Genomic DNA, 25,569 nt, shown 5'->3' on the forward strand with positions numbered 1-25,569 from the left:
GGTGGGGACGGTCGGCTTGATCGTCGCGCTGACCTGCGGGGTGACGGCCTGCTCGGTCATCCCCACCGGAGGCAAGCCCATCTCGGTGGGCAACCCCCGCAAGGGCAACCCGCTGGGCGACCCGTACGCGCGGGTGATCGCCGTGCCGCCGAGCGCCGACTGGTCGCCGGAGGAGGTCGTCACCGGGTTCAGGGCCGCGATGGCGAGCGTCGACGACCCCGGGCGTGACGTCGCACGCGAATACCTCACCGAGGCCTTCGCCAGGGAGTGGAATCCGCAGAGCGGGGTGACGGTCTACAAGCAGGACGGCAAGCAGGACCAGTACGAGAAGGCCCCGCCCGTCCAGGCGGACGCCAAGCAGACCCGGGTCACCCTCAAGGGCACCGTGACGGCCATGATCGACCAGGACGGCCGCTACTGGCCGAAGGGCGGGAGCCTGAACGAGCCCTTCACCCTCGTGAAGGGGGCGCAGGGGTGGCGGATCAGCGCGGCGCCCGAGGGGCTGATGCTCTCCGAGGCGGACGTCGACCGCGCCTACCTCAAGGTCGACCTCTACTTCCTGGACTCGGCGTGGAGGGGCCTGGTGGCCGACCAGGTCCGGGTGCCCATCGACCCGACGTCCAACTTCGCCAAGACGGCGGTGGAGCGGCTGCTGAAGGGGCCGAGCAGCCTGCTCAAGAAGGCGGTGAACTCCGCCTTCCGGCCGGGCACCAGGCTCATCGACGTCACCACGGAGAACAACCGCGTCGTCGTCGACCTGACCAAGCCGGTGGACTCCGACCGGATCGCCCCGATGTCGGCCCAGCTCGCCGGGACGCTCGCCGAGCTCACCAAGGGCGGCTGGGGCTTCGAGGTCAGGGTGGAGGGCAAGCTGTACTACTCCGACAGCCTGCTGGCGATCGACGCCCAGCAGCACGCGGACTTCGACCCCTGGACGGCTCCCCGCGACGTCTACCCGTACTACATGGCCGGTGGCGCCCTGCAGATGCTGGGCAAGGAGAACGTCGGCCAGCCGGTGCAGGGCAGGGCGGGGGAGAAGGACGGCACGCGCACCCGTCCGGCGATCAGCGGGCAGGGGCAGGTGGCGGCCCTGTCGGAGGACCGCACGAAGGTCTCGGTCGCCCCGCTCGCCCCGGGGGGCGAGTGGCAGGACTGGGTCACCGGCGACTCCCTCACCCCGCCCTCCTGGGACCGCTACGACACCCTGTGGACGGTCGACCGCCCCGACGGGAACAGCTCGGTGGTGGTGCGGCGCGACGGCAGGCAGCAGTACCGCGTCTGGGCCCCCGACCTGAACACGGTCCACGTCACGTCGCTCAAGGTCGCCCGGGACGGGGTCCACGTCGCGGTGGTGGTCAAGAACGGCCTGGAGGAGGAGGTCAAGATCGGCACGGTCGTCGGCCACGGGAGCGGCACCCGCATCACCGACCTGCAGTCCGTGGTGGACGGCGACGGCAACCAGACGATCAAGGACATCGCCTGGAAGGACGGCAAGACCCTCTACGTCCTCACCGGTAAGTCCGACCTGCTGGAGGCCTCGGTCGCGGCGGAGCCCAAGACCCTGGCCTCCGACTCCCGGATCGAGAGCATCACCGCCCTGGACGGTTCCCTGCTGGCCGGGGCGCAGGACGACAACGGCAACCGGCAGGTCCTCTACTGGAACCGCACCTCGGCCAAGTGGGAGCCCATGGTCAAGGACGAGAACGGCACCGTGCTCTTCTCCGAGAAGGACGGCCCCTCCTCTCCGGCCTACCCCCTGGGCTGAGTGGGCTGGTTCCCCCTTCGCCGCGAGGGGGGTTGCGGCTGTGATGAGTGGTTCCTCCCTCCGTGGGAGGGGTTTGTCGGTGCCGCCTGGCACCGTGGAGCCGTGCCGACAGCCCTGCTCGACCTGGTCCTGCCGCCCCGCTGCGCCGGATGCGGCGTGCCCGGCGCCCTCGTCTGCCCCCGGTGCGCGGCGGAGCTGCACGGGCGGCCCGCGTGCCGGATGCCCGTCCCGTCCCCGCCCGGCCTGCCCGAATGCTGGTCGGCGACCGACTACACGGGGGCCGCGCGACGGGCGATCATCGCCTACAAGGAGCGCGGCCGTACGGCCCTGGCCCATCCCCTCGCCGGGGCCCTGGCGCTGACGGTCGCCGCCGCGGTCGGCGGCCGGCCGGTCACGCTGGTCCCGGTGCCGAGCGCCCGGCCGGCCCTCCGGCGGCGCGGGCACGATCCGGTGACCCGGCTGGCGGTGCTGGCCGCCGGATACCTCCGCGCGGCGGGGTGGCCGGTGACCGTGGCGAAGATCCTCGCCCAGCGCCGCAGGGTCGCCGACCAGGCGGGCCTGAGCTCGCCCCAGCGGGCCGAGAACCTCTCCCTGGCATTCAGGGTTACGGCTGCCCGGAAAGGGGCTCTGCCGGGCTCCTGGGGCGGCGCGGGCCCGATTGTGCTGGTGGACGACATCGTCACCTCCGGCGCGACGCTCGCCGAGGCGGCCAGAGCGCTGCGTGAGGCCGGTGTGGCGGTCCCGCTCGCCGCCACGATCGCCGCGACACGCCGGAGAGGGCAAAGTCCTTCTCGTGACGGAGGGTGAAGGGCGAGTGGGTGGCCGGTCTCACCGCAGGGCCACACCTCCCTGTCTCGATCAAGGATTTGCGGCTGCTCAATCGATGTGAGAAGCGCTTGTATATAGGGATATCGAGCGGCCAAAGCGACTGTCCCTGCGCCGGATCGGCCGGTTGGTGATCACGCAAAGTGATCCTTTGGCCGGTGTCCAAGCTGACATTCGGTCGGGATGCGGATAGCGTCTGAGCCATGGCACCCGCTCGGGTCCGTGGTTGCGCCGGACCGACTCCCGCAAGGGGGCCGGCTCGGTTAGCCGATGCCAGCCGCAGGCCAAACGGTCCACGTAAGACGACTCTTTGTCGATCGATCACGGTGCGGCTTAGAGGTAAGTCCTGCCTTCCCGGGGAGCCAGATGTTCCTCGCCAGAAGAGAAGGGCATGTAGTGGCAAAGAGCTGCGAAACCCTCAGCAGGCGGATGTGGGGACGAAGACCAGGTCGGCCGAGCGGGTGCCGCAGCAGTACCACCGTCGAGGTTCGAAGGGGGTCCGTGCATGGACATCATCGTCAAGGGTCGGCACACCGGAGTGAGTGACCGATTCCGCGACCACGTGACTACCAAGCTGGCCAGGATCGAGCGTTTGGACCACAAGCTCATCAGCGTTGATGTGGAGGTGACCAAAGAGAGCAATCCTCGCATCATCGGACAGCGTGAGCGGGTCGAGCTCACCATCCACTCCCGCGGTCCCGCAGTCCGGGCCGAGGCCACAGCCGACGATCGCTTCGCCGCCCTCGATATTGCACTCGGAAAGCTTGAAGGAAGACTCCGGCGCCTCGCTGACCGACGCAAGATCCACCACGGCAACCACTGCCCCCCGTCGCTCGCCGAACTGGCCGCCACCGCCCTTGCGGAGACGCTGGAGGCCGTGCCTCCACGGCCACGGGAGGAGCCCGAGGTCCAGTCGGATTTCGAGGCCGATCTGTCCGAGGACAAGACCATCGTCCCGATCCACATGGACGGTGACGGGCCGCTCGTGGTCCGGGAGAAGGCCCACCAGGCCGACCCGATGACCATCGACCAGGCCCTGCTCGAGATGGAGCTGGTCGGTCACGACTTCTACCTGTTCCGCGACAAGGAGAGCGGCCAGCCGAGCGTCGTGTACCTGCGCCAGGGCTACAACTACGGCGTGCTACGGCTCGTGGAACCCTGACGGCCGCGTTTGAAGATCCTCTCCGACCAACCCGAGGACCCTGAAACCCGTGTAATCATGGCGGTCCAACGGCTCTGGCCCCCCGAGGAGGAGGCGTGACGGAACCCGACGAGGCGACCCGCCCTGCCAGGAGCGGTGACCCGATCCGCGTGCTCATCGTCGATGACCACGCGCTGATCCGGCGCAGTCTGGAAATGGCGCTGAGCGCGGAGACGGACATCGAGGTGGTCGGCGAGGCGAGCGACGGTCAGGAAGCGGTCGAGCTCGCCGACCGCCTCACCCCCGATGTCATGCTCATGGACGTCCGGATGCCCCGTAGGAGCGGCATCGAGGCCGCCCGCGCGATCAAGGCCTCGGTGCCGAGCACACGGATCATCATGCTGACGGTGAGCGACGAGGAGGAGGACCTCTTCGAGGCGATCAAGGCGGGTGCCACCGGCTACCTGCTGAAGAACGTGCAGCTCGACGAGGTCCCGGAGGCCGTGCGCGGCGTCCACGAGGGACAGTCGCTCATCAACCCGGCGATGGCCGCCAAGCTCATCACCGAGTTCGCGAACATGAGCCGCAAGGAGGCCGAGCGGCCTCCCCAGCTCCCCGTCCCCCGGCTGACCGACCGGGAGATGGAGGTGCTCCGCCTGGTCGCCAAGGGGATGAACAACCGCGAGATCGCCAAGCAGTTGTTCATCTCCGAGAACACCGTGAAGAACCACGTCCGCAACATCCTGGACAAACTCCAGCTCCACTCCAGGATGGAGGCGGTCGTCTACGCGGTCCGCGAGCGGATGCTCGAGATCACCTGACCCGCCGGGTGCGGCGGCCCCGTCCGGGACGCCGCACCCGCGGGTCCGGTGACCGGCGGACCCGGTGATCAGCGGGCCACGATCTTGTGGCCGGCGGGTCCGGGGTTCAGCGGGGCCTGGGCCTGGTGGCCGGCGGGTCCGGGGTTCGGCCGGGCCTGGGCCTGGTGGCCGGCGGGTCCGGGGTTCGGCCGGGCCTCGGCCTGGAGTTCAGCGGGCCAGGGCGTGCCGCAGGGGCGCGGACAGGTGCGGGTCGACGCGGTCGACGCGGACGTCGTCGCAGCCGACCCAGCTCGCGGCCTCCCACAGCGCGTCGGCCAGGGACTCGGCGCCCTTGCGCTGGTTGACGCCGGGTTCGAGGCTGACCTGGCGGCCGACCAGCGTGGAGCCCTCGCGGGCGGGGTCGACCCGGCCTATCAGCCGGCCCCCGGCGAGGACGGGCATCGTGAAGTAGCCGTGGACGCGCTTCTCCTTGGGGACGTAGGCCTCAAGCCGGTGGCTGAAGCCGAAGACGCGGGCGGTCCGGGCGCGGTCCCAGACGAGGGAGTCGAACGGCGACAGCAGGGTCGTGCGGTGGCGGCCCCGCGGCTCGCCCTCCAGGGCGGCCGGATCGGCCCACGCGCTCGCCGAGCGGTCGGGCCAGCCGGAGACCTGGACCGGGGTGAGGCCGGCGCTGCCGTCGAGCAGCGAGGCGTCCAGGAGGGCGGCATAGGCGGGCCTGAGGCGGAGGAAGTCGACGAGGTCGGCCCGGGTGGCCACGCCGAGGGCGCGGCCGGCGATCCCCGCCAGGCGGGTGATGCACTCGGCGTCGGAGAGGTCCTCGGCCAGGAGGTGGGCGGGGACCGCGCGTTCGGTCAGGTCGTAGACGCGGCGCCAGCCGACGCGGCGGGTGCAGACGACCTCGCCGATGTCCAGCAGCCACTCGATGGCGATCTTCGAGTCGGACCAGTCCCACCACAGGCCGCCGTTCTTGGCGCCCCCGATGTCGGCGGTGGTGATCGGGCCGCTCTCGCGCACCTGCTCGAGCACCTTGTCCACGTTGCCGGGAACCTCGTGCCAGCGGTATTTCCTGGCGCGGAGATACCTGCGCCGGAAGGCGTAGAGGGACCAGTCGTCGATCGGCAGGACGCAGGCGGCGTGGCACCAGTATTCGAAGGCCTGCGCCGGGTCGTCCCAGTAGGCGCGCTCGATCCGCTGCCTGCCGACGGCGCCGAGACGGGCGTAGGCGACGAGCTCGTGGGAGCGGGCGAGGACGGAGATCGTGTCGAGCTGGACGGCTCCCAGGCGGCGCAGGGTCGCGGGGGCGCCGCCGCGGCGGGCGTCGGCGCCGAGGAGGCCCTGGGCGCGGAGGATGATCCGGCGGGCCTCGTCGGCGGAGAGTGTGACCGTCATGATCGACCCCCGGGGGAGCCGGGGAGGGGGCGGAACGTCAGCATGACGCCGAGGTTAGCGTCCCACACCGACAAAATGTTTATGCAGGTGTCACTCGGACGGTTCCGCCCCGGCCTGCCGGTACGGCGCGCGCGGGGCGTCGAGGACGACGTCCCGGAAGACCTGGAAGGCCAGCAGGAGGATTCCGCCCAGGACGCACACGGCCGCGCCCATCCAGAACAGCGGCCACATGGGGCCCAGGCACAGCCCCACCCCGCCGATGGCGAAACCCAGCACGATCACGGTCACTGCCAGCCACGACGACGCCCTGCCCCCGTGGCTCGCCCGCTGCGCGTCGTCCTCCACGGCGGCTCCCTCGGGTCGCGACGCGCCCGTACGGTCGAGCTCTTCGCCATGCGCGTGCGCAAACCGGCATACCCTTTAGGCTGGCTACTACTCCCAATAAAAAGGGCGCGGGGAACTCCCCGGATGCGAAGAGCGTCTTTCAGGGTGGCTGTGTCTGGTGGTAGAACCGCCTACGATGGCAGCGGAGAACCGTGTCTCGTCCTCATCCGGGCCGGTCCGGCCACGGAAGACCTGCGAGGAGCTTTACCTAAAGTGCCAGCCTTTCTCGATAAGATTCTTCGCGCAGGCGAAGGCAAGCTTCTGCGTAAGCTCAAGCGGATCGCCGACCAGGTCAACTCCATTGAGGACGACTTCAAGAGCCTGACCGACGCCGAACTCCGCGCGCTGACTGCTGACTACAAGCAGCGTCACGCTGACGGAGAGTCGCTCGACGACCTGCTCCCCGAAGCCTTCGCCACCGTCCGTGAGGCCTCCCGGCGCGTGCTGGGCAAGCGTCTTTTCGACGTGCAGATCATGGGTGGGGCCAACCTGCACATGGGCAACATCTCCGAGATGCGCACCGGTGAGGGCAAGACCCTCACCTGTGCGCTCCCCGCCTACCTCAACGCCATCTCCGGCAACGGCGTCCACGTCATCACGGTCAACGACTATTTGGCCAAGCGTGACTCCGAGGAGACGGGCCGCATCCACCGCTTCCTCGGCCTCGATGTCGGCGTGATCCTGGCGAACATGCCGCCCGACGAGCGCCGCAAGCAGTACAACGCGGACATCACCTACGGCACGAACAACGAGTTCGGCTTCGACTACCTGCGTGACAACATGGCCTGGTCGCTGGAGGAGTGCGTCCAGCGCGGCCACAACTACGGCCTTGTCGACGAGGTCGACTCGATCCTCATCGACGAGGCCAGGACGCCGCTGATCATCTCCGGCCCCGGCGAGCAGTCCGGCAAGTGGTACGCCGAGTTCGCCAAGATCGTCCCCCGGCTCCGCAGGGGCACCGAGGGCAAGGACGGCGAGGAGAACACCGGCGACTACGCCGTCGACGAGAAGAAGCGCACCGTCGGCATCTTCGAGTCCGGCGTGGAGAAGGTCGAGGACTGGCTCGGCATCGACAACCTCTACAAGCCCGAGCACACCCACCTGGTCGGCTTCCTCAACAACGCGTTGAAGTCCAAGGAGCTCTACAAGAAGGACAAGGACTACATCGTCGTCGACGGCGAGGTCCTGATCGTCGACGAGTTCACCGGCCGAGTCCTGCACGGCCGCCGCTACAACGAGGGCATGCACCAGGCCATCGAGGCGAAGGAAGGCGTGAAGATCAAGGACGAGAATCAGACTCTCGCCACGATCACGCTGCAGAACTACTTCCGCCTCTACAAGACGCTCTCCGGCATGACCGGCACCGCGGCCACCGAGGCCAACGAGTTCCACCAGACCTACAAGCTCGGCGTCGTCCCGATCCCGACCAACCGTCCGATGATCCGCAAGGACCAGGCCGACGTGGTCTACAAGAACGAGGACGCCAAGTTCATGGCGTGTGTCGAGGACATCAAGGAGCGCTACGACAGGGGCCAGCCGGTCCTGGTCGGCACCACGAGCGTCGCCAAGTCCGAGCGCCTGGCCAAGGAGCTCAAGCGCAAGGGCATCAAGCACGAGGTCCTCAACGCCAAGAACCACGCGCGTGAGGCGGCGATCATCGCCGAGGCGGGCCGCAAGCACGCCGTCACCGTGGCCACCAACATGGCCGGTCGAGGCACCGACATCATGCTCGGCGGCAACCCCGACTTCCGCGCCGACGTCGAGCTGCGCAACCGCGGCCTGGATCCCGTCGAGACCCCCGACGAGTACGACAAGGCGTGGGGCGAGGCGCTGGAGAAGGCCAAGGAGGCCGTGCGGGCCGAGCACGACGAGGTCACCGAGCTCGGCGGCCTCTACGTGCTGGGCACCGAGCGGCACGAGTCGCGGCGTATCGACAACCAGCTCCGCGGCCGGTCCGGCCGCCAGGGCGACCCGGGCGAGTCGCGGTTCTACCTCTCGCTCGAAGACGACCTCATGCGCCTGTTCAACTCGGCCAGGGTCGAGATGATCATGACGCGGCTGAACATCCCGGACGACGTCCCGATCGAGTCGGGCATCGTCTCCAAGGCCATCGCCTCCGCCCAGCACCAGGTCGAGCAGCAGAACTTCGAGATCCGCAAGAACGTTCTGAAGTACGACGAGGTCATGAACCGGCAGCGCAAGGTGATCTACGCCGAGCGCCGCCGGGTCCTGGAGGGCGCGGACCTGCACGAGCAGATCCGGAGCTTCATCAACGACGTCGTCGACGAATACATCGCCGGCGCCACCGCCGAGGGCTTCGCCGAGGAGTGGGACCTCGACAAGCTGTGGAAGGCGATCGGCCAGCTCTACCCGACCACCCTCACCATCGACGGCGTCCTTGAGGAGGCCGGCGGGCGTGAGGAGCTCACCGCGGAGTTCCTCAACGAGAAGGTGAAGGCGGACGCGATGGCCGCCTACGACCTCCGTGAGGAGGAGCTCGGCCCCGATACCATGCGGGAGCTGGAGCGCCGGGTCATCCTGTCGGTCCTCGACCGCAAGTGGCGCGAGCACCTCTACGAGATGGACTACCTCCAGGAGGGCATCGGCCTGCGCGCGATGGCGCAGCGCGACCCCCTGATCGAATACCAGCGTGAGGGTTTCGACATGTTCTCCCAGATGCTTGAGGGCATCAAGGAGGAGTCGGTCGGCTACCTGTTCAACCTCGAGGTCGAGGTGCAGACCAACCCGATCGTCGAAGAGCACGACCACGACCACGAGCACGAGGACGCGGCGGTCGCGGAGACCCGCTCGATCATCGCTCGCGGTCTGCGTGGCCCGCAGCGTCCCTCCGAGCTGGAATACACCGCGCCCGGCGAGAGCGGCGAGGTCGAGCACACCCGGATCAGCAGCAAGGCGGAGCGCGACGCCTACGGCAACGTCGAGCGCAACGCCCCGTGCCCCTGCGGCTCCGGCAAGAAGTACAAGCGCTGCCACGGCGACCCCAGGCACGTCGAGGCCTGACCGCCGACCGAAGGGCCCGCACAGACCGTGCGGGCCCTTCGGCTTTCACGCGGTACGGCACGCGCCACGGCGTGCGGTCAGGGGGTCGCCTCGAAGTCGGTGCACAGCCACTGCACGCCCTTGCGCTCCAGTCTCAGCGCCAGCACGCGCGGCCGGTCGCCGCAGTGCACCAGCACGCACATCTCCACGACCCCGTCCTTGGGCTGGGACACGTGCGGCGTGCCGACCAGCGGCGGCCGCGTGCAGTTGATGATCTTCCCGCTCCTGACCAGCTCGGCGTGGGCGCGTTCGGTCAGGAGCGAGGAGACGCTCGAAGGCGGCCGCCTGCCGGACAGGATCTCGGCGACGGCCTGGCCGAGGGCTCGCAGCCGCCGCTCGTCGGGGACCGCGCCCGGCGGCCCCCAGATCAACGGCCTGCGGACCGGCGGCTCGACCGGCTCGGGGTCGTAGGCGAGGGCGAGCGCCCCCTGGACGTACGGCGGGGCGGCCGGGACGTCCCCTGCCGGGCGCTCGTCGTCGTAGGGCGGCTCGGCGGAGGGGGACGGCGCGATCCGGGGGAGCGGAACCGGCCGTGGCGTACGGGACATGGCAACTCCGATTTTCGTCGGGGGAACTGACACATCTAGGAGTTTCCGGCCCCCTGTCCAGATACATCGGGCGCCAACTTCCCCGTGATCCCCGGTGTTTCGCCCGTTTAGGCGGAGAAGATGACCTAAAGCTGGATCGGTTCCCGACCTGGTGGGAGCGGTTCCGGAATGAGTCGTGATCTCCGGAAGGACGGCCGAAACGCTGTTCGGGGGGCGGGGGGACCCGGTGGCCGCACCGGTTCAGGGAGAGGACTCCAGTGGTCGTACCCGGTTCAGGAGGACTCCGGCGGTCGTACCTGGTTCAGGGGGACTCCAGTGGTCGTACCCGGCTCAGAGGGTGGACCCGGTGGCCGTATCCGGTTCAGGGGGTGGGGGGACCGGTGGTGGCCGTGCTCGGCGGGGGCTCGGCGTCCTCCTGCTCGCGGCCCGGGGTGGCCAGGTTCAGCTTCCTGATCAGGATGGTGAACAGCAGGTAGTAGACGACGAAGTAGATCAGGCCGAAGACGATGATCAGGCCGACCCGGTGGGTGTTGGACTTGCCCGCGTTGAGGAGCATGTCGATGGCGCCCCCGGAGAAGGTGAACCCGAGCCGGGCCCCCAGCTCGGCCATCAGGGCCATCGACAGCCCGGTGAGGAGCGCGTGCACCACGAACAGCACGGGCGCCACGAAGATGAAGGCGAACTCCAGCGGCTCGGTGATGCCGGTTACGAACGAGGTGAGACCGGCCGACAGCATGATGCCGCCGACGGTCGCGCGCTTGCCGTGCGGAGCCGCCTGCCACATCGCGATGGCGGCGCCGAGCAGGCCGAACATCATCACCGGGAAGAAGCCGGTCATGAAGATCCCGGCACCGTCCTGGCCGGCGAAGTAGCAGTTCAGGTCGCCGGAGGCGTTCCTGGTCGCGCCGTCGACCCCGGCCTGGCACTCGGGGAGGGTGAACCAGACGATCGTGTTCAGGAAGTGGTGCAGGCCGATCGGGATGAGCAGGCGGTTGGCCACGCCGTAGACGCCCGCGCCCGCGGTGCCGTGGGCGGCCAGCCAGTCTCCCACGGTGGCCAGCCAGTCGCCGACCGGCCGCCAGAGCAGGCCGAAGATCACCCCGAGGATCAGGGCGGCGACGGCGGTGACGATCGGGACGGACCGCCGTCCGCCGAAGAAGGCGAGCCAGGAGGGGAGCTTGACCCGGTAGTAGCGCTGCCAGAGCAGGGCGGCGGTGATGCCGATGACGATGCCGCCCAGGACCCCGGTGGGGTTCTGCACGCCGAGGTTGAGCAGGGGCAGGGGGCGTCCGTCGGGGCCCACGACGGTCAGCGCGATCTTCTTGTAGACCTCGGAGGTGGGGGAGGCGGTGAAGAACAGGGTCTTGCTGACCCGGTCGAAGACCAGGTAGCCGACCACCGCGGCGAGGGCGGTGGAACCGTCGGCCTTGCGGGCGAAGCCGATGGCGACGCCGACCGCGAACAGCAGCGGCAGGTTGTCGAACAGGGCACCGCCGGCGGCGGCGAAGACGGCGGCCACCTGGTCGAGAAAGGCGTTGTCCGTCCGGCCGAGAAGGTCCTCCTGGCCGAATCTGAGCAGCAGGCCGGCGGCGGGCAGCACCGCGATCGGCATCATCAGCGAGCGTCCGATGCGCTGGAGTATCGCGAAGACCGACGACCAGATCGAAGGGCCGCGTTCCACGGCTGCCGTGCCCATCCCCGAACCCCCTGCGTGCCGCGCCGTACAGGGGGATGTCTGGTATCTACCACCCGGCCCCGTGAATACACGGCTCCGTGGCCACGTGGTCGTGAACCCGCGGCCGTCGACGCGCCGCCGGGGCCGGACGCCGCGGCCTCGGAGCCGCCGAGGCGGGGGTCCCGGAGCCCGGCGGGTCCGGGGATCCCGGGAACGTCCCGCGCCCCGGAGGGGCCGGATCAGGCCGGTCTGGCGGGGGGCGGGGTGGCGGGCTCGCCGGAGTCGACGTCGGGCTCGGGCTCCCGGCCCGGGGTCATGATGTTCAGCTTCCTGATCAGGAAGCTGAACACGGTGTAGTAGACCGCCGCGTAGACGAGGCCCATCACGATGATGATCGGGACGCCCTGGGCGTTGGGGGCGGTGCCGTACAGGACGAGGTCGATCAGCCCGGAGGAGAAGCTGAAGGCGAGCTTGGCGCCCAGGGCGGAGGCGATCGCCAGGGAGATGCCGGTCAGGACGATGTGCACCACGAACAGGACCGGGGCCACGAAGATGAAGGCGAACTCGATCGGCTCGGTGATCCCGGTGAGGAACGCGGTGAGCGCGGCGGAGATCATGATCGAGCCGACCGCGGTACGGCGGTGCGGCGGCGCGGCCCGCCAGATGGCGATCGCCGCGGCGGGCAGGCCGAACATGAGGATCGGGTAGAGGCCGGCTTCGAAACCGCCGTAGCCCATGGCGCCGTTGTTGAAGCAGACCAGGTCGCCGGCGAGCTGCTTGCCGTCGACCACGCACTCCGGCACCTGGGTCCAGACCACGTTGTTGACGATGTGGTGCAGGCCCAGCGGGAGCAGCGCGCGGTTGACCATGCCGTAGACCCCGGCGCCGACCGTGCTGTTCTCGGCGAGCCAGGTGCCGAAGGCGCGGAGCCAGTTGCCGATGATCGGCCAGATGAAGCCGAAGAACACGCCCAGGACCAGCCCGGCGAAGGCGGTGAGGATCGGCACGAGACGGCGCCCGCCGAAGAAGGCCAGCCAGGTGGGCAGCTTGGTGCGGTAGTAGCGCTGCCACAGCAGCGCGGAGACGAGGCCCATGACGATGCCGCCGAGCACCCGGGTCGGGTTCTGCGCCCCGAGGTTGAGCGCCATCTCCGGGACGCCGGGGTTGGCGGGGTCGAACAGCCGGTTGGAGATCGAGACCTTCAGCCGGTCGTCGAAGAGGTTGAAGAACATGGTCATGCTGACGGCGTGGAAGACCAGGTAGCCGACGAGCGCGGCCAGGGCGGTGGAGCCGTCGGCCTTGCGGGCGAAGCCGATGGCGACGCCGATCGCGAACAGGATGGGCAGGTTGTCGAAGAGCGTGCCGCCCGCGGTGCCGAGGACGTGGGCGACGTCGTCGAGCAGGGGGTTGTCGGTCCGGCCTACGAGGTCGTCCTTCCCGAGCCGGAGCAGCAGGCCCGCGGCCGGCAGGACCGCGATCGGCAGCATGAGGGAGCGGCCCAGGCGCTGGAGCACGCTCATCACGGCGGATCCGGCCGAGGGCGGGGCGGGGAGACCCGCGTCCGCTGAGGTGGAACTCATCGGACTTTCCTCCAGGGGGTGGGGGGAGGGAGGAGGTCAGGCGCGGCGCGCCGGTATTTCCAGGACCGTGCGGAGCTGGTAGCGGTCGGCGCGGTAGGTGGAGACCCCGAGTTCGGCGCAGACACCTCCGGCGAAGGAGCGTCGCTGGAGCAGCAGGACGGCTCCGCCGCGCGGCAGTTTCAGCAGGTCGGCGTCCCCGGGATCGGCTATGCCGCCGTCGATGGTGAGCTCGCCCGCGTCGAGCACCAGGCCGTAGCGGGTCTCGAGCAGCGCGTACAGGGAACGGCCCGTCAGGTCGTGGGTGTCGAGGTCGGGCGCGAGGGAGACCGGGATGTGGGCCCGCTCGATGCACATGGGCTCGTCGGCCGCGGTGCGCAGCCGCTCGATGAAGTGCACCTCGTCCCCGGGCCGGATGCCGAGCTCCCTGGCGAGGTGCGCGCTGGCCCTGACCACCCGGCGGTCCAGGTCGCGGGAGCCGGGTTCCATGCCCCGGGCGCGCATCTCGTCGCTGAAGGAGGTCAGCCGGAGGGCCATCTCGATCTTGGGGCGGGCCACGAAGGTCCCCTTGCCCGCGACGCGCTGCAGCCTGCCCTCGGAGACCAGGTGGTCGACGGCCTGCCGTACGGTCATCCGGGACAGCCCGAAGCGCTGGCAGAGCTCGCGCTCGGACGGGATCGCCATGCCGATCGCCAGCTCGTTGTTCTCGATGAGGTCGAGGAGGATCTCCCGAAGCTGGAAGTACTTCGGTACCGGGCTGTCCGGATCGATCTGAGCCATGGAATCCTCCCCTCTCGATCTGAGATGTGGTGATGAGTTATGGTTCGTACTGGTCTAGTCCGGACTAGACCACAGGCCGGAAAAGGGTGTCAATGTACGGACCGGCGACGGATCGATAACGGCCCGATCTCGCCGGCCCGAACCGAAGGATGAGCGTTAGATGACGACCAAGATGCGCAGCGAGATCGCCGAGCAGCCCGCTGCGTTGCGAGCCACGCTGGACGCCCTCCTCCCCAGGGTCGGGGAGGTGGAACAGCTCGCGGGACAGACCCGTCAGCTGCTGTTCATCGCCCGTGGCACCTCCGACAATGCCGCAGTCTACGGCCGTTACCTGGCTGAAGCGCACACGGGCCGTCTGTCCACCCTCGCCGCGCCCTCGATCGCCACCACCTACAAGCGCAAGCTGGACCTCGACGGCGTCCTGGCCGTCGCGCTCTCCCAGTCCGGCCGGACCGAGGAGATCGTCGAGACCCTCGCCTGGGCGAAGGACTGCGGCGCCAGGACGGTGGCCATCACCAACGGCGGCGAGCAGAGCCCCCTCGCCCAGGCCGCCGACCTCGCGCTGTGCACGCTCGCGGGCGAGGAGAAGGCTGTCCCGGCCACCAAGACCTACACCACCCAGCTCGCCGCGCTGGCCGTGCTCGGCCTCGGCCTGGGCGCCGACGTCGACGCCGCCGACCTGCAGCGGGTGCCGGACGCGGTGGAGAAGCTGATCGCCGAGCCCGGCGACCTGGACGCGATCGTCGAGGGTCTGGCCGACAAGCCGGGCGTCGTGGTCTCCGGCCGCGGCCTGGCCTTCTCCACCGCGCTTGAGCTGGCGCTCAAGCTCAAGGAGGCGTGCTACCTGCACGCCATGGGCCTGTCCTACGCCGACCTGCTGCACGGTCCGATCGCCGTGGTCGACGAGGACACCCCGGCCATCCTGGTCGCGGCCGGCGAGGGGCCGACCCTGGCCGGCACCGTGGCGCTCGCCGAGCGGGTCACCGGCGCCGGCGCCTCGGCCTTCACCGTCGGTGGCGGCACCGCGCTCTCCTCGGTCGCCACCGCCGCGCTGAACGGCCCCGACCTCCCCGAATGGGTCGCCCCGCTCGGCCTCATCGTCCCCGGGCAGCTGCTGACCGAGGCCCTCGCGCGCAGGCTGGGGATCGACCCCGACGCACCCCGCGGTCTCAACAAGGTGACCCAGACCGACTGATCCCCCGGCGTCGTTTAGCCTGGTCAAAGACCGATGACGACTGGAGGGCGACATGGCGGCCAACGCCGACGCGATCATCGCGGGGCTCGGTGGTGTGGACAACATCATTGAGATCGAACCGTGCATCACCCGGCTCCGTACCGAGGTGCGTGACGCCTCCAAAGTCGATCAGGCGGCTCTCAAGGCGGCCGGAGCGCACGGGGTGATGGCCGCGGGCAACATCGTCCAGGTGGTCGTGGGCCCGGAGGCGGACACGATCGCCAGCGACATCGAGGACATCATCGGCTGAGAGGCCGGGCCGTCCCCGCCCGCACGGGCGGGGACATGCCGAGGGGGTTGTGATGACCACAGTTCTGGCCCCGGTCGCGGGGGCGGCCGTGGGCCTGAGGGCAGTGCCCGACCCGGTGTTCTCCGAGGGGTTGGTCGGGCCCGGAGCGGCGATCGAGCCCGCCAGGGAGCCCGGCGAGGCCGTCTCACCCATCACAGGTAAGATCGTCAAGCTGCACCCCCACGCGTTCGTCGTCGTCGGCGACGACGGCCGGGGAGTCCTGGTCCACCTGGGCATCGACACCGTGCAGCTCAAAGGTGAGGGATTCCGGCTGCTGGTGTCCGAGGGGGACCAGGTGAGCGCGGGACAGCCCGTGGTGGTGTGGAACCCCCTGGAGATCGAGGCGGGCGGGCGTTCCCCCGTCTGCCCCGTCGTCGCGCTGGACGCGGTCGAGGGATCCGTCACCACACTCGCCCAGGGCGCCGTCCGCGCGGGAGACGAGCTCTTCCTGTGGGCATGAGGCCCCGGGGCCGGTGGGTATGGAGATCCGGGCGGCGGACGGCAGCGGAGCGCGATCCACGACGATGACAGACCCGGAGGCGAGTACGACCATGAAGGCTGCGCTGTTCGACCTGGACGGCACACTGATCGACAGTGAGCACCGGAGCCTGGCGATGTGGGCGATGCTGCTCGACCGGCACGGGGTCGGCCACGACGAGGTCGTGCTGCGCGGCTTCATGGGACGGCGCGGGCGCGACGTCCTGGCCGAGCGGGCCCATCTCTTTCCCGGCAGGCGGATCGACGACCTGATCAGCGAGGTCATGTCCTTCAACGAGCAGCCCGGCCTGCCCGCCGTCGTGCCGGTGCCCGGCGCCGCCGACCTGGTCCGCAGGGTCTCGGCGCACGGCTCGCCGATCGCCGTCGTCACCTCCGCCTCCCTGGACTGGGCGGAGGCGCGGCTCGCGGAGACCGGGATACGCGACCTGGTGCTCACCGTCGTGTCGGCCCAGGACGTGGTCGTGGGCAAGCCGGACCCGGAGGGGTTCCTGCTGGCCGCCCGGCGGCTCTCCGTCGATCCGGCGCACTGCGTCGCCTTCGAGGACTCGATCGCCGGGATTGCGGCGGCCAAGGCGGCGGGTATGAGGTGTGTGGGCATAGCGACGACCCATGCGGGCACGGAGCTCACCGCGGCGGATCTCGTGGTCGCCGATCTGACGGGGGTTCAATGGCCTCCGCCGACCGATCAGTGAGCCGGGCGGTCTAGACCGCCCGGCCGACTCTTGCAGGAGGAGCATGTGGCCGAGCGCCAAGTCACCGTCGAGTCCGAGGTCGGTCTGCACGCCCGTCCCGCGGCGACGTTCGTGCAGACCGCGGCGAAGGCTCCGCTGGACGTCACCGTCGCCAAGGGAGGCGGGCAACCGGTGAACGCCAAGAGCATCCTCGCGGTCCTGTCGCTCGACGTCCGGAAGGGCGACACGGTGGTGATCAAGGCCGAGGGCGAGGGCGCCGACGAGATCCTGGACCAGCTCGCCCTCATCGCCGCGGCACCATGACCGCGCTCACGGGGGTGGGCGTGAGTCCGGGCGTCGGCTTCGGGCCGGGTTACGTCCTCGCGTACGAGACACCGGTGCCGGCGCCCGACGCCCGGCACGGAGGGGACGCCGGGGCGGAGCGGGACAGGGCGGCGCGGGCGCTGGAGCGGGTCGCGGCCGACCTGGAGGAGCGGGGGGTCCGGGCCGGCGGAGAGGCTCAGGACATCCTGAGCGCCCAGGCGCTGATGGCCCGTGACCCCGGCCTCGCCGTCGGGGTGGCCGGCCTGATCGACGCGGGCAAGAGCGCGGCCCGCGCGGTCTACGAGGCGTTCGGCGGCTACCGCGAGATGCTCGTCGACGCCGGGGGATACCTGGGCGAGCGCGCCGCCGACCTGGACGACGTCAGGGACCGCGCCATCGCGGTGATCGAGGGTCTGCCGGTGCCCGGCCTGCCCTCCCGGGCGGCGCAGCCGTACGTGCTCATCGCCCGTGACCTGGCGCCCGCCGACACCGCGCTGCTCTCCCGGGACGTGGTGGCCGCCTTCGTCACCGAGCAGGGCGGGCCGACCAGCCACACCGCGATCCTCGCCCGCGCGATGGGGGTGCCGGCCGTCGTCGCCTGTCCGGGGGCCACCTCGATCGCGCCGGGCACGCCGGTGCTGGTGGACGGGGTCTCCGGTCTCGTACGGCCCGCGCCCTCGGAGGAGGAGGTGGCCACGGCGAGGAACGCCGCCTCCGCCAGGGACGCCGTGCTCGCCGCCACCACCGGGCCGGGGATGACCGCCGACGGCCACGCCGTGCCGCTGCTGGCCAACATCGGCGGGCCGCGTGATGTGGACGGCGCCCTGGAGCACGGGGCGGAGGGCGTCGGGCTCTACCGGACGGAGTTCCTCTTCCTGGACCGGACGACGGCGCCGTCGGGGGAGGAGCAGGAGGCCGCCTACCTGGAGGTGCTGGAGGCCTTCCCGGGCGGCCGGGTGGTCGTGCGGACGCTCGACGCGGGGGCGGACAAGCCGCTCGCCTTCCTGCCCCCGCAGGGCGAGGAGCCGAACCCGGCGCTGGGGCAGCGCGGGCTGCGGCTTCTCAGGGCGCATCCGGAGATCCTGAACACGCAGCTGGCCGCCCTGGCCAGAGCCGCCGCCCGCTCCTCGGCCAAGCTCCAGGTGATGGCCCCGATGGTGGCCACCGCTGAGGAGACCGCCTGGTACGTGGCGACCTGCAAGGAGGCGGGGCTGCCGTCCGCGGGCGTGATGATCGAGATCCCGGCGGCCGCCCTGCGCGCCGCCGACCTGGCCGAGGAGGCGGACTTCTTCTCGCTGGGCACCAACGACCTGACCCAGTACGCCTTCGCCGCCGACCGACAGGTGGGCGCGCTGACCGCGCTGCAGGACGCCTGGCAGCCCGCGCTGCTCGACCTGGTCGCCCTGGCCGTGGCCGGGGCCGCCGAGCACGGCAGGCCGTGCGGGGTGTGCGGGGAGGCCGCCGGCGACCCGGTCCTGGCCTGCGTGCTGGCCGGGCTCGGCGTCACCTCGCTGTCGATGGCCCCTCCGGCGCTGCCCGCCGTACGGGCCGCGCTGTCGCGGCACACCCGCGAGCAGTGCCGTCTCGCCGCGCAGGCGGCCCTGGCCGGGACCTCCCCGCAGGAGGCGCGTGCCGCGGCCCGCTCCCACCTGCCCGGACTGGCCGGACTGGCTCTGTGAGCCGGTGAAGTGGCCGGGTCCGGCGCCTCGGGTCGCCGGCCCGGATAGCGTGGGTCTCATGGTTCGGTGCATTCGTACGACTGGTCTGGCAGTGATCGCGACTATGGTGGCCGGATGTGCCGGCACGGGAGCGGGGGCGACCCCGCCCGCCCGGCAGGCCGCGGGGCAGGTCAACGGCACGGCCACGACCGCCCCCTCGCCGTCCGCGACGTCCGCGGCGTCCGCGACCCCGGGGGCCTCCAAGGTGGAGGCCGTGCTCGCGCGGATGAGCGTGGAGGACAAGGTCGGGCAGCTCTTCATGCCGGTGCTGTACGGCTCGGCGGCGGACACGGTGTCGGGGGAGAACCAGGCGCGGTTCGGGGTCGGCACCCCGGCCAAGGCGGTCGCCAGATACCGGCCGGGCGGGGTGATCCTGTTCCCCTGGGCGGGCAACGTCAAGAACGTCCGGCAGGTCGTGGCGCTGACCAACGGGCTGCAGAAGGCGTCGCCGGAGATCCCGCTGCTGGTCGGCGCCGACCAGGAGAACGGCAGGGTCTCCCGGATGGCCCCGCTGGTCACCGAGATGCCCGGCGCCTCGGTCATCGGCTCGACCGGCGATCCCTCGCTGGCCCGCAAGGCGGCCAAGGTCACGGGCACCGAGCTGCGCGCCCTCGGCATCAACCTCGACTTCGCCCCGGTCGCCGACGTGAACATCAACCCGCGCAACCCGGTGATCGGCCCCCGGGCCTACGGTTCGGACCCGAAGAAGGTGGCGCCGATGGTCGCCGCGGCGGTCCAGGGCTTCCACGACGCCGGCATCGCCAGTACGGCCAAGCACTTCCCCGGCCACGGCGACACCAACGTGGACAGCCACTCCGGGCTGCCGGTGATCCAGCACTCCCTGTCCCAGTGGAACAAGCTGGACGCGCCTCCCTTCGCCGCGGCCATCGGCAAGAACATCGACGCGATCATGAGTGCCCACGTGGTCATGCCCAAGCTCGACCCGTCCGGTGACCCCGCCACGCTCTCCAAGCCCATCCTGACCGGGCTGCTCCGCGAGAAGCTCGGCTTCGACGGGGTCGTCTCGACGGACGCGCTGGACATGGCGGGGGTGCGCAAGAAGTACGGGGACGGGCAGGTGGCCGTGCGGGCCATCCAGGCCGGGGTGGACCTGCTGCTGATGCCGCCGGACTTCCCCAAGGCCTACGGGGCGGTGCTGGCCGCGGTGAAGTCCGGGAAGATCTCCACCGCGCGGCTCGACCAGTCCGTCCGGCGGCTGCTGAAGCTGAAGGCCGCGCGGGGCCTGCTGGACCGGGCGCCGGTCGCCGACCCGGCCGAGGCCGAGCGGGTGCTGCGCTCGGCCGAGCACCGCAAGGTCGCCCAGCTCATCAACGCGCGGGCCCGCTGACCGCGAGCCGGTGTTCCCCCCGCTCGCGGGCCTGCCGTGCGAGACCGGTCATGCGCAACCGGTCATGTGAAGCCTGCCGTGCGTGACCGGTCATGCGAGACCGGTCATGCGGGCTGGTGGACGCCGCGCCGGGCCATCGCGAGGACGAGGGACTGGACGACGCGCATGACGAGCGCTTCGAGCAGAAGGAACGCCGCCTTGGCGAGAACCGAGGCCAGGAATCCGGACATAACTACCTCACAGCTAATAAGAAGCTCTTAATTGGATATTTCAGGAGGAAGTTATATGAACCGGCGTCTCGGGGTGGCCGTTCAGTGAACGGTCGATGACATCTCGCGCGTCGAGGTCTGGACCGCCGTGCCGAGAGCGGTGGCGACGGCGGCACTCCCGAACGCGATGGCCCACCCCACGGGCCCGAGCGGGCGGCAGCCGAAGAACCGGGACAGGCCCGGGAGCGAGACGGCCAGGCCCAGAACGGCCAGAGACGCCAGCGAGGCCAGTGCGACCACGCGGTCCCGGCCGCCCAGGGCCAGTGTCTGGAACAGCTGCGCCGACACCAGCGCGACCAGCCCGACCGTGTCCGCCCGTGCCCGCGTGCCGGTCATCCGCCCGATCGACCACGCGGCGCCTGCCGCGGCCGCCGTGACGGCGGCGCGCAGGTAGATGTCCCGGGTCAGGGAGGCGGCCAGCGAGGCCTCCGGCCCCTCGGCGAGCAGCCTCTCGGGGCTGGTCGCCGCCGGAGGCCGGACGGCCACCGCCATCGCCGGCAGCATGTCGGTGAGCAGGTTGACCAGCAGGAGCTGGCGGGCGTTCAGCACGTTCCGGCCGGTGAGGAGGCTGGACGCGACCGCGAAGACGATCTCGCCGATGTTGCCGCCGAGCAGGATGCTCAGGGCGTCGCGGACCGAACTCCACATGGCTCTGCCCTCGATGATCGCATCGACGATCGTCTCGATGCGGTCGTCGGTCACCACGACGTCGGCCGCCGCCCGAGCCGCCGGAGTGGCACGGGACCCGAGGGCGATCCCCACGTCCGCGGCGCGGATTGCGGGAGCGTCGTTGGCGCCGTCGCCGGTGACCGCCACGACCATGCCGGAGCGGCGCAGGCAGTCGACGATCCGGACCTTGTGCGCCGGAGTGGTCCGGGCGAAGACCGTCACGTCCGGCAGCACCTTCGTCAGGGCGTCGTCGTCGAGGTCGTCCAGCTCCGGCCCCGTCATGATCCGCGCGCCGTTCAGCACGCCGAGCTCGGCGGCGATCGCCTCGGCGGTGCTCGGGTGATCGCCTGTGACCATGACGATCCGGACGCCCGCCCGCGTCAGGCGGCCGACGCTCTCGGCCGCGGTGGGCCGGACGGGGTCGGCCAGGCAGAGGAAGCCCAGGAAGGTCAGTCCCTCGATGCGGGACTCGTCGAGGTCCCGGCGGTCGGAGGCGGGCCGCTCCGCCACCGCGAGCATCCGGTACCCCTGCCGGGCGAGCCTGTCGATCTCCTCTTCGAGCTCCGCCCTGGCGGGTCCGTCAAGGGGGACGGGGCCGCCCTCACGGAGCAGGGCCGCGCATCGGGTGAGCACGACCTCCGGGGCGCCTTTGACGCTCAGCAGGTGTCCCGGCCCGCTCAGGCCGAGCACCGCGTGATAGCCGCGGCCGGGCTCGAAGGGGAGCTCGTCGACCCGTTGCCAGGTGCCCGGCCCCTCCTCGGGCGTCACGCGCAGCCGCCGGGCGCCGTCCAGCACGGCGCGGTCGGTGGGGTGGGGAACGAGCCGCCCGGTGTCGTGGCGGGGGCTCGCGCGCAGCGCGGCGGCCACGATCCGCCGCAGCCCGGGTACCAGCTCCTCCACGGGACGATCGGCACGCCCGTCGGAAACGCGCCGCAGGCTGATGTGCCCCTCGGTCAACGTCCCGGTCTTGTCGAAGCAGAGCACGTTCACCCGGCCCAGGGCCTCGATCGTGGAGGGGGTGGGCACCAGGGTGTTACGGGTCGACAGCCGCCGGGCGGCGGCGAGCTCCGCGGCCGAGGCGACGAAGGGGAGCCCCTCGGGCACGGCGGCGACGGCCAGGCTCACCGCGGGTGCGAGCGCCTCCGACAGCGACCTGCCGCGGAGCAGGTCGGCGGCCAGCAGGACGGCGCCGGAACCGATCGCGACCGGGAGGACCCGCCGGCTCAGCGCCCGCAGCCGCAGCTGCACGCCGGTCGGCGGACGCCCGTCCGCGGTGAGCCGGGCCGTCCGGGCCGACTCCGTCGCCTCGCCCGCCGCGACGACCACGGCCAGTCCATGGCCGGCCGCCACCGTCGTGCCCTGGTAGACCATCGAGCTCCGGTCGGCGACGGCGGCGGCGCTGACGGGCGCCGGCGACTTGGCGACGAGCTGGGATTCGCCGGTCAGCGCCGCCTCGTCGATCTCCAGGCCCACGGCCCTGAGCACCCGGCAGTCGGCCGGTACGGCGTCGCCCGCGCGCAGCTCGACGACATCGCCCGCCACGAGGTCGCCGGCCGTCGCGCCCCCGCCCGTGCCCCCGCCCGTGCCCGCGTTCGTGCCCCTGCCCCCGTTCGCGCCCCCGCCCCCGCCCGTGCCCGCGTTCGCGTTCGCGTGGGGACGGCGCAGCCGTACGCGGACCGCGACCGTCTCGGTCAGGCGGTGCAGCGCCCGGTCGGCGGCGAACCGCTGGCCCCCGCCGATGAGCGCGTTGACGATCAGGACCGTGCCTATCAGCGCCGAGTCGGCGAGCGAGCCGACCACGGCCGACACGCCCGCTCCCGCCGCCAGCACCGGGGTCAGCGGGTTGGCCAGCTCCTGGGCGGACACGCGCAGCAGTGAATCGGGGCCGTCGGGCCCGTCCGGTCCCGGCGGGGGCCTGCGCCGCAGGGCCTCCGCCTCGGAGATGCCGGAGGGGGAGGAGCCGAGCCGGGACAGCACCTCCCCGACCGGCATGGCGTGCCAGGGGGTGCGGTCGGCGCCGACCGGGGGCGCTCCGCGTCCGGCTTCGCGGCCCGCCCACTCGCCCAGGGCGATCGCGGCCAGCGCCGCGCAGTCGTTCACGAGCTGAGCCCGGCGCACCGACGCCTCCCGCGCTCCGGCGGCCGTCAGCGTGGCCCCGGCGGCCGCCCCCGCCACGCTGAGCCACACGCACCGCTCGCTCGTCCTCCTCGCCGGTGCCAGGCAGCTCAGGAGCAGGTGGATCCCGTCGAACTCACCGATCACGTCCGCGTCCCACGGCACGCGGCCCGACCGGCCCAGCACGCCGATGCCCAGATCGGCCTGGGCCAGGGCGGCCCTGGAACGCCTCGACACCACGGCGACCCCGTGACCGCCCGCCTGGAGCGCGCGGACCGACGCGGCCAGCCGGGGGCCGCCCGGCACGACCTCGTCGATGGCCAGGCGCTTGGCGAGCCCTCGGTCGCCTCCCGCCAGCATGACGGTGCAGCCGCCCTTGGCCGCCGCCACGACCGCCTCCGCCAGGGGGTCGGCCTCCGGCGCCAGCCCGGCCACGGCGACCAGCCGGCCCCGCCGCGTCACGCCGACGGGCCGGAGGCCCCGAGCCGCCCATTCCGGGGCGTCCGCCGGGAGGAGTCCCGCCAGGTCCGCCAGAGGCCCGGCCGCCCAGGTGCCGCGCTCCCGCCGGGCCGCGGGGTCGGTGAGGTCGAGCAGGGCGTAGAGCCGCGCGTGCAGCTCGTCGGCGGTCACGTCGTCGGCGAGCGGCACGACGCGGTCGACCGTCCAGGAGCCCGTGTCGAGAAGGGCCGCGTCGAGGACGACCGTGTCTATGCCGTCCATGTGACGCAGGGCCTCGCTGTTGAGAACGACCGTGCCCCGCCTGGCCAGAGCGCGTCCGACCGCGCAGGAGAAGGCTTCGCGGCCCACCTTCGCCGCCTTGGGCGTCGTCGCGACCAGCATGGCCAGCCCACGCCGGTGACCGGCGCCGACGATGCGCGTCAGCCCCGACGCGCCCAGCGCCACCGGGGCCACGGCGCGTTCGAACCTCTCCACGGGGCTGTGCACCCGGGGAGCCGGGCGCGGTCTCTTCGGCGCCCGGGTGTGCCGGTAGGCGCCCTCCCTGGAGGCCAGCCGCCGCCCGTGCAGCTCCCACGCCCGCTGCGTGCCGCGCGCCTCCGCGTAGCGGCCGGCGGCGGAGACGGAGTGGACCAGCAGTCCCAGCGGGCGCAGGGCGAGCGTGCCGGCGACGATGTTCGCCGTTGTGAACAGGGCGCCGGTGGCCGACCGGCCGAGGTGGCGTTCCAGCTCGGCGCGGACCGCCGGGGTGGATTCGGCCAGGTGCAGCAGGGTCGGGACGGTGGGGAAGAGCGGTGGCAGGTGGGCCGCGCGCCCGGCGAACGCCAGCCCGGCTCCGACCAGGCTCGCGCCGAGCCTGAGGCCCGCGCGGGTGTGCTGCTCCACCACGCTGGACAGCGACGACCCCCAGGCCTGCTCCCGGTCCTCCGCGGCATCCTGCTCGGAGTCGAGCTCATCGATGATCGACATCAGCTCGTCCAGGTCGACCAGGTCGGCGTCGCCTCCCACGAAGACGGCGGCGAGGGCGCCGTTGACCTCCGCCCGCTCCACCCCGTCCAGCGCGAGCAACAGCTCTTCGAGCCGCCGCGCCACCCGTTCGGTGCCCGGCCCGCCGATCGCGCGCAGGTCGACGTGGAACCCGCCGGGAGCGGGCCGCCTCCCGCGAGGACGCGGCAAGGCGTTCCGTATCGCGTCGGGCACGGCGCCCCACAGCGCTTCGGTGGAAAGCGTGAGCACACGCGACAGCAACATTCGGCTCTCCAGCGGGGAAACACTCGGACCGTCAGGCTGTGGCGGCACACGGCCCGACCGGCCGTGTCACCGGACCGCCGTCAGGGCGTGGCCGCGCTCCCGCGGTCCGAGGCGGTCGTGGTCCGGGTGGCGGAGGTGCGGCCTGCGGCGGTGGCGGTCTGGGCGGTGGCCGTGCGGGCGGTGGCGGTCCGGGTGCCTGAGGTGGTGGTCCGGGTGGCGGGGGTACGGCCTGCGGCGGTGGTCGTCCGGGTGGCGGCCGTGCGGGCGGTGGCCGTACGGGCGGTCGTGGGCCGGGCGGCGGTGGGCGTGCGGTCCGAGGGGGCCGCCGGCTGGAACGCGGGGCTCTCCGGCCGGCGCTCGGCGCGGGCACGCTGGGCGACCAGCGTCCCGACTCCGATCGCGGCAGCCACCGGCCATTCGATCGCCCCCACCACCGCGAGTGCGCCGAGCCCGCCGTAGTAGATCAGGCGCTCCGGCGGCGGGAGCAACGACCTGGCGACGTCGACGGCGTGGCCGGCCTCCTGCCGGTTGACGTGCGGCAGGTGCGGCAGATGAAGGCGCGGTGGCCGGAACTGCACGGTCATCATCGGCAGGTTCAGCGTGAACGAGTGCCCGTCGTGCCCGTGTTCCGCCGGCTGCTGCTCCACGGCCCGCTCCGTGGGTCTCTCCCGCGCGGTCCGGCCCTCCGCGGGCTTGCGCCTGACAGGTGTGGCGGACTTCGACGATGCGGGGGTGCGCGTTTCACGGACCCTCTGGCCTACG

General features: G+C 71.6%; 21 protein-coding genes. 12 read left to right on the top strand and 9 right to left on the bottom strand.

What is annotated here, in order from left to right:
- Position 1 precedes the first annotated feature (1 nt).
- The 4 genes from SROS_RS06790 to SROS_RS06805 all read left to right on the top strand — a co-directional run bounded on the left by SROS_RS06790 (position 2) and on the right by SROS_RS06805 (position 4,552).
- The gene (locus SROS_RS06790; RefSeq protein ID WP_012888153.1) at positions 2 to 1,765 is read left to right on the top strand and encodes an LpqB family beta-propeller domain-containing protein; all 1,764 of its coding nucleotides are present in this window, start codon (positions 2 to 4) and stop codon (positions 1,763 to 1,765) included.
- A 102-nt stretch (positions 1,766 to 1,867) separates the two neighbouring features.
- Entirely contained in the window at positions 1,868 to 2,572 is a 705-nt protein-coding gene (locus SROS_RS06795) for a ComF family protein (protein ID WP_043651510.1), read from the top strand.
- 523 nt (positions 2,573 to 3,095) lie between these two features.
- Positions 3,096 to 3,752 (top strand): ribosome hibernation-promoting factor, HPF/YfiA family, encoded by a 657-nt coding sequence (hpf, locus tag SROS_RS06800; protein ID WP_012888155.1) that lies wholly within the window; start codon positions 3,096 to 3,098, stop codon positions 3,750 to 3,752.
- Between the two features lie 95 nt (positions 3,753 to 3,847).
- A complete protein-coding gene (locus tag SROS_RS06805) occupies positions 3,848 to 4,552 on the top strand; it encodes a response regulator (protein ID WP_012888156.1) in 705 nt (234 codons plus the stop codon).
- Positions 4,553 to 4,759: 207 nt separating this feature from the next.
- Here the strand turns inward: SROS_RS06805 and SROS_RS06810 are convergent, their stop codons facing one another.
- Together SROS_RS06810 and SROS_RS06815 are read right to left on the bottom strand one after the other, a co-directional pair.
- Complete coding sequence (locus tag SROS_RS06810) at positions 4,760 to 5,941, bottom strand: winged helix-turn-helix domain-containing protein (protein ID WP_012888157.1); 1,182 nt, start codon at positions 5,939 to 5,941, stop codon at positions 4,760 to 4,762.
- A 90-nt stretch (positions 5,942 to 6,031) separates the two neighbouring features.
- On the bottom strand, positions 6,032 to 6,286 hold the full coding sequence (locus SROS_RS06815) for an HGxxPAAW family protein (protein WP_012888158.1): 255 nt from the start codon (positions 6,284 to 6,286) through the stop codon (positions 6,032 to 6,034).
- A 252-nt stretch (positions 6,287 to 6,538) separates the two neighbouring features.
- Between SROS_RS06815 and secA the strand changes: the two genes are divergently transcribed.
- Positions 6,539 to 9,346 (top strand): preprotein translocase subunit SecA, encoded by a 2,808-nt coding sequence (gene secA / locus SROS_RS06820; protein ID WP_012888159.1) that lies wholly within the window; start codon positions 6,539 to 6,541, stop codon positions 9,344 to 9,346.
- A gap of 77 nt (positions 9,347 to 9,423) precedes the next feature.
- Here secA and SROS_RS06825 read toward each other — a convergent pair whose 3' ends face one another.
- The 4 genes from SROS_RS06825 to SROS_RS06840 form a co-directional block, all read right to left on the bottom strand.
- Positions 9,424 to 9,933, bottom strand: coding sequence for an Rv3235 family protein (locus SROS_RS06825; protein ID WP_012888160.1), 510 nt, complete (start codon positions 9,931 to 9,933; stop codon positions 9,424 to 9,426).
- Positions 9,934 to 10,294: 361 nt separating this feature from the next.
- The gene (locus SROS_RS06830; protein ID WP_012888161.1) at positions 10,295 to 11,629 is read right to left on the bottom strand and encodes a PTS transporter subunit EIIC; all 1,335 of its coding nucleotides are present in this window, start codon (positions 11,627 to 11,629) and stop codon (positions 10,295 to 10,297) included.
- Positions 11,630 to 11,847: 218 nt separating this feature from the next.
- A complete protein-coding gene (locus SROS_RS06835; RefSeq protein ID WP_012888162.1) occupies positions 11,848 to 13,188 on the bottom strand; it encodes a PTS transporter subunit EIIC in 1,341 nt (446 codons plus the stop codon).
- Positions 13,189 to 13,224: 36 nt separating this feature from the next.
- Positions 13,225 to 13,965 carry a GntR family transcriptional regulator gene (locus tag SROS_RS06840; protein ID WP_012888163.1) on the bottom strand — a complete coding sequence of 247 codons (741 nt, stop codon included), beginning with the start codon at positions 13,963 to 13,965 and terminating at the stop codon, positions 13,225 to 13,227.
- Positions 13,966 to 14,125: 160 nt separating this feature from the next.
- Here SROS_RS06840 and SROS_RS06845 point away from each other — a divergent pair, with 160 nt between their 5' ends.
- The 7 genes from SROS_RS06845 to SROS_RS06875 all read left to right on the top strand — a co-directional run bounded on the left by SROS_RS06845 (position 14,126) and on the right by SROS_RS06875 (position 20,047).
- Positions 14,126 to 15,160: an SIS domain-containing protein gene (locus tag SROS_RS06845; RefSeq protein ID WP_012888164.1), complete on the top strand. Its 1,035-nt coding sequence runs from the start codon at positions 14,126 to 14,128 to the stop codon at positions 15,158 to 15,160.
- Positions 15,161 to 15,212: 52 nt separating this feature from the next.
- Positions 15,213 to 15,449, top strand: coding sequence for a PTS sugar transporter subunit IIB (locus SROS_RS06850; RefSeq protein ID WP_012888165.1), 237 nt, complete (start codon positions 15,213 to 15,215; stop codon positions 15,447 to 15,449).
- A 52-nt stretch (positions 15,450 to 15,501) separates the two neighbouring features.
- A complete protein-coding gene (locus SROS_RS06855) occupies positions 15,502 to 15,948 on the top strand; it encodes a PTS sugar transporter subunit IIA (protein WP_012888166.1) in 447 nt (148 codons plus the stop codon).
- A gap of 91 nt (positions 15,949 to 16,039) precedes the next feature.
- Positions 16,040 to 16,678: an HAD family hydrolase gene (locus SROS_RS06860; protein ID WP_012888167.1), complete on the top strand. Its 639-nt coding sequence runs from the start codon at positions 16,040 to 16,042 to the stop codon at positions 16,676 to 16,678.
- A 45-nt stretch (positions 16,679 to 16,723) separates the two neighbouring features.
- Positions 16,724 to 16,981: an HPr family phosphocarrier protein gene (locus SROS_RS06865; RefSeq protein ID WP_012888168.1), complete on the top strand. Its 258-nt coding sequence runs from the start codon at positions 16,724 to 16,726 to the stop codon at positions 16,979 to 16,981.
- Positions 16,978 to 18,660 (top strand): phosphoenolpyruvate--protein phosphotransferase, encoded by a 1,683-nt coding sequence (gene ptsP, locus SROS_RS06870; protein ID WP_012888169.1) that lies wholly within the window; start codon positions 16,978 to 16,980, stop codon positions 18,658 to 18,660. The genes SROS_RS06865 and ptsP overlap by 4 nt, the downstream gene beginning before the upstream one ends.
- A 91-nt stretch (positions 18,661 to 18,751) precedes the next feature.
- A complete protein-coding gene (locus tag SROS_RS06875) occupies positions 18,752 to 20,047 on the top strand; it encodes a glycoside hydrolase family 3 protein (protein WP_245564580.1) in 1,296 nt (431 codons plus the stop codon).
- Between the two features lie 104 nt (positions 20,048 to 20,151).
- On the opposite strand, the gene SROS_RS53780 is transcribed toward SROS_RS06875, so the two are convergent.
- The 3 genes from SROS_RS53780 to SROS_RS48565 all read right to left on the bottom strand — a co-directional run bounded on the left by SROS_RS53780 (position 20,152) and on the right by SROS_RS48565 (position 25,454).
- Positions 20,152 to 20,277 (bottom strand): hypothetical protein, encoded by a 126-nt coding sequence (locus tag SROS_RS53780; RefSeq protein ID WP_012888171.1) that lies wholly within the window; start codon positions 20,275 to 20,277, stop codon positions 20,152 to 20,154.
- Positions 20,278 to 20,358: 81 nt separating this feature from the next.
- The gene (locus SROS_RS06880) at positions 20,359 to 24,807 is read right to left on the bottom strand and encodes a cation-translocating P-type ATPase (protein ID WP_012888172.1); all 4,449 of its coding nucleotides are present in this window, start codon (positions 24,805 to 24,807) and stop codon (positions 20,359 to 20,361) included.
- Positions 24,808 to 24,887: 80 nt separating this feature from the next.
- Entirely contained in the window at positions 24,888 to 25,454 is a 567-nt protein-coding gene (locus tag SROS_RS48565; RefSeq protein WP_063610287.1) for a hypothetical protein, read from the bottom strand.
- Between the last annotated feature and the right edge of the window lie 115 nt (positions 25,455 to 25,569).

Source organism: Streptosporangium roseum DSM 43021 (genome assembly GCF_000024865.1).
Taxonomy (GTDB): Bacteria; Actinomycetota; Actinomycetes; order Streptosporangiales; family Streptosporangiaceae; genus Streptosporangium; species Streptosporangium roseum.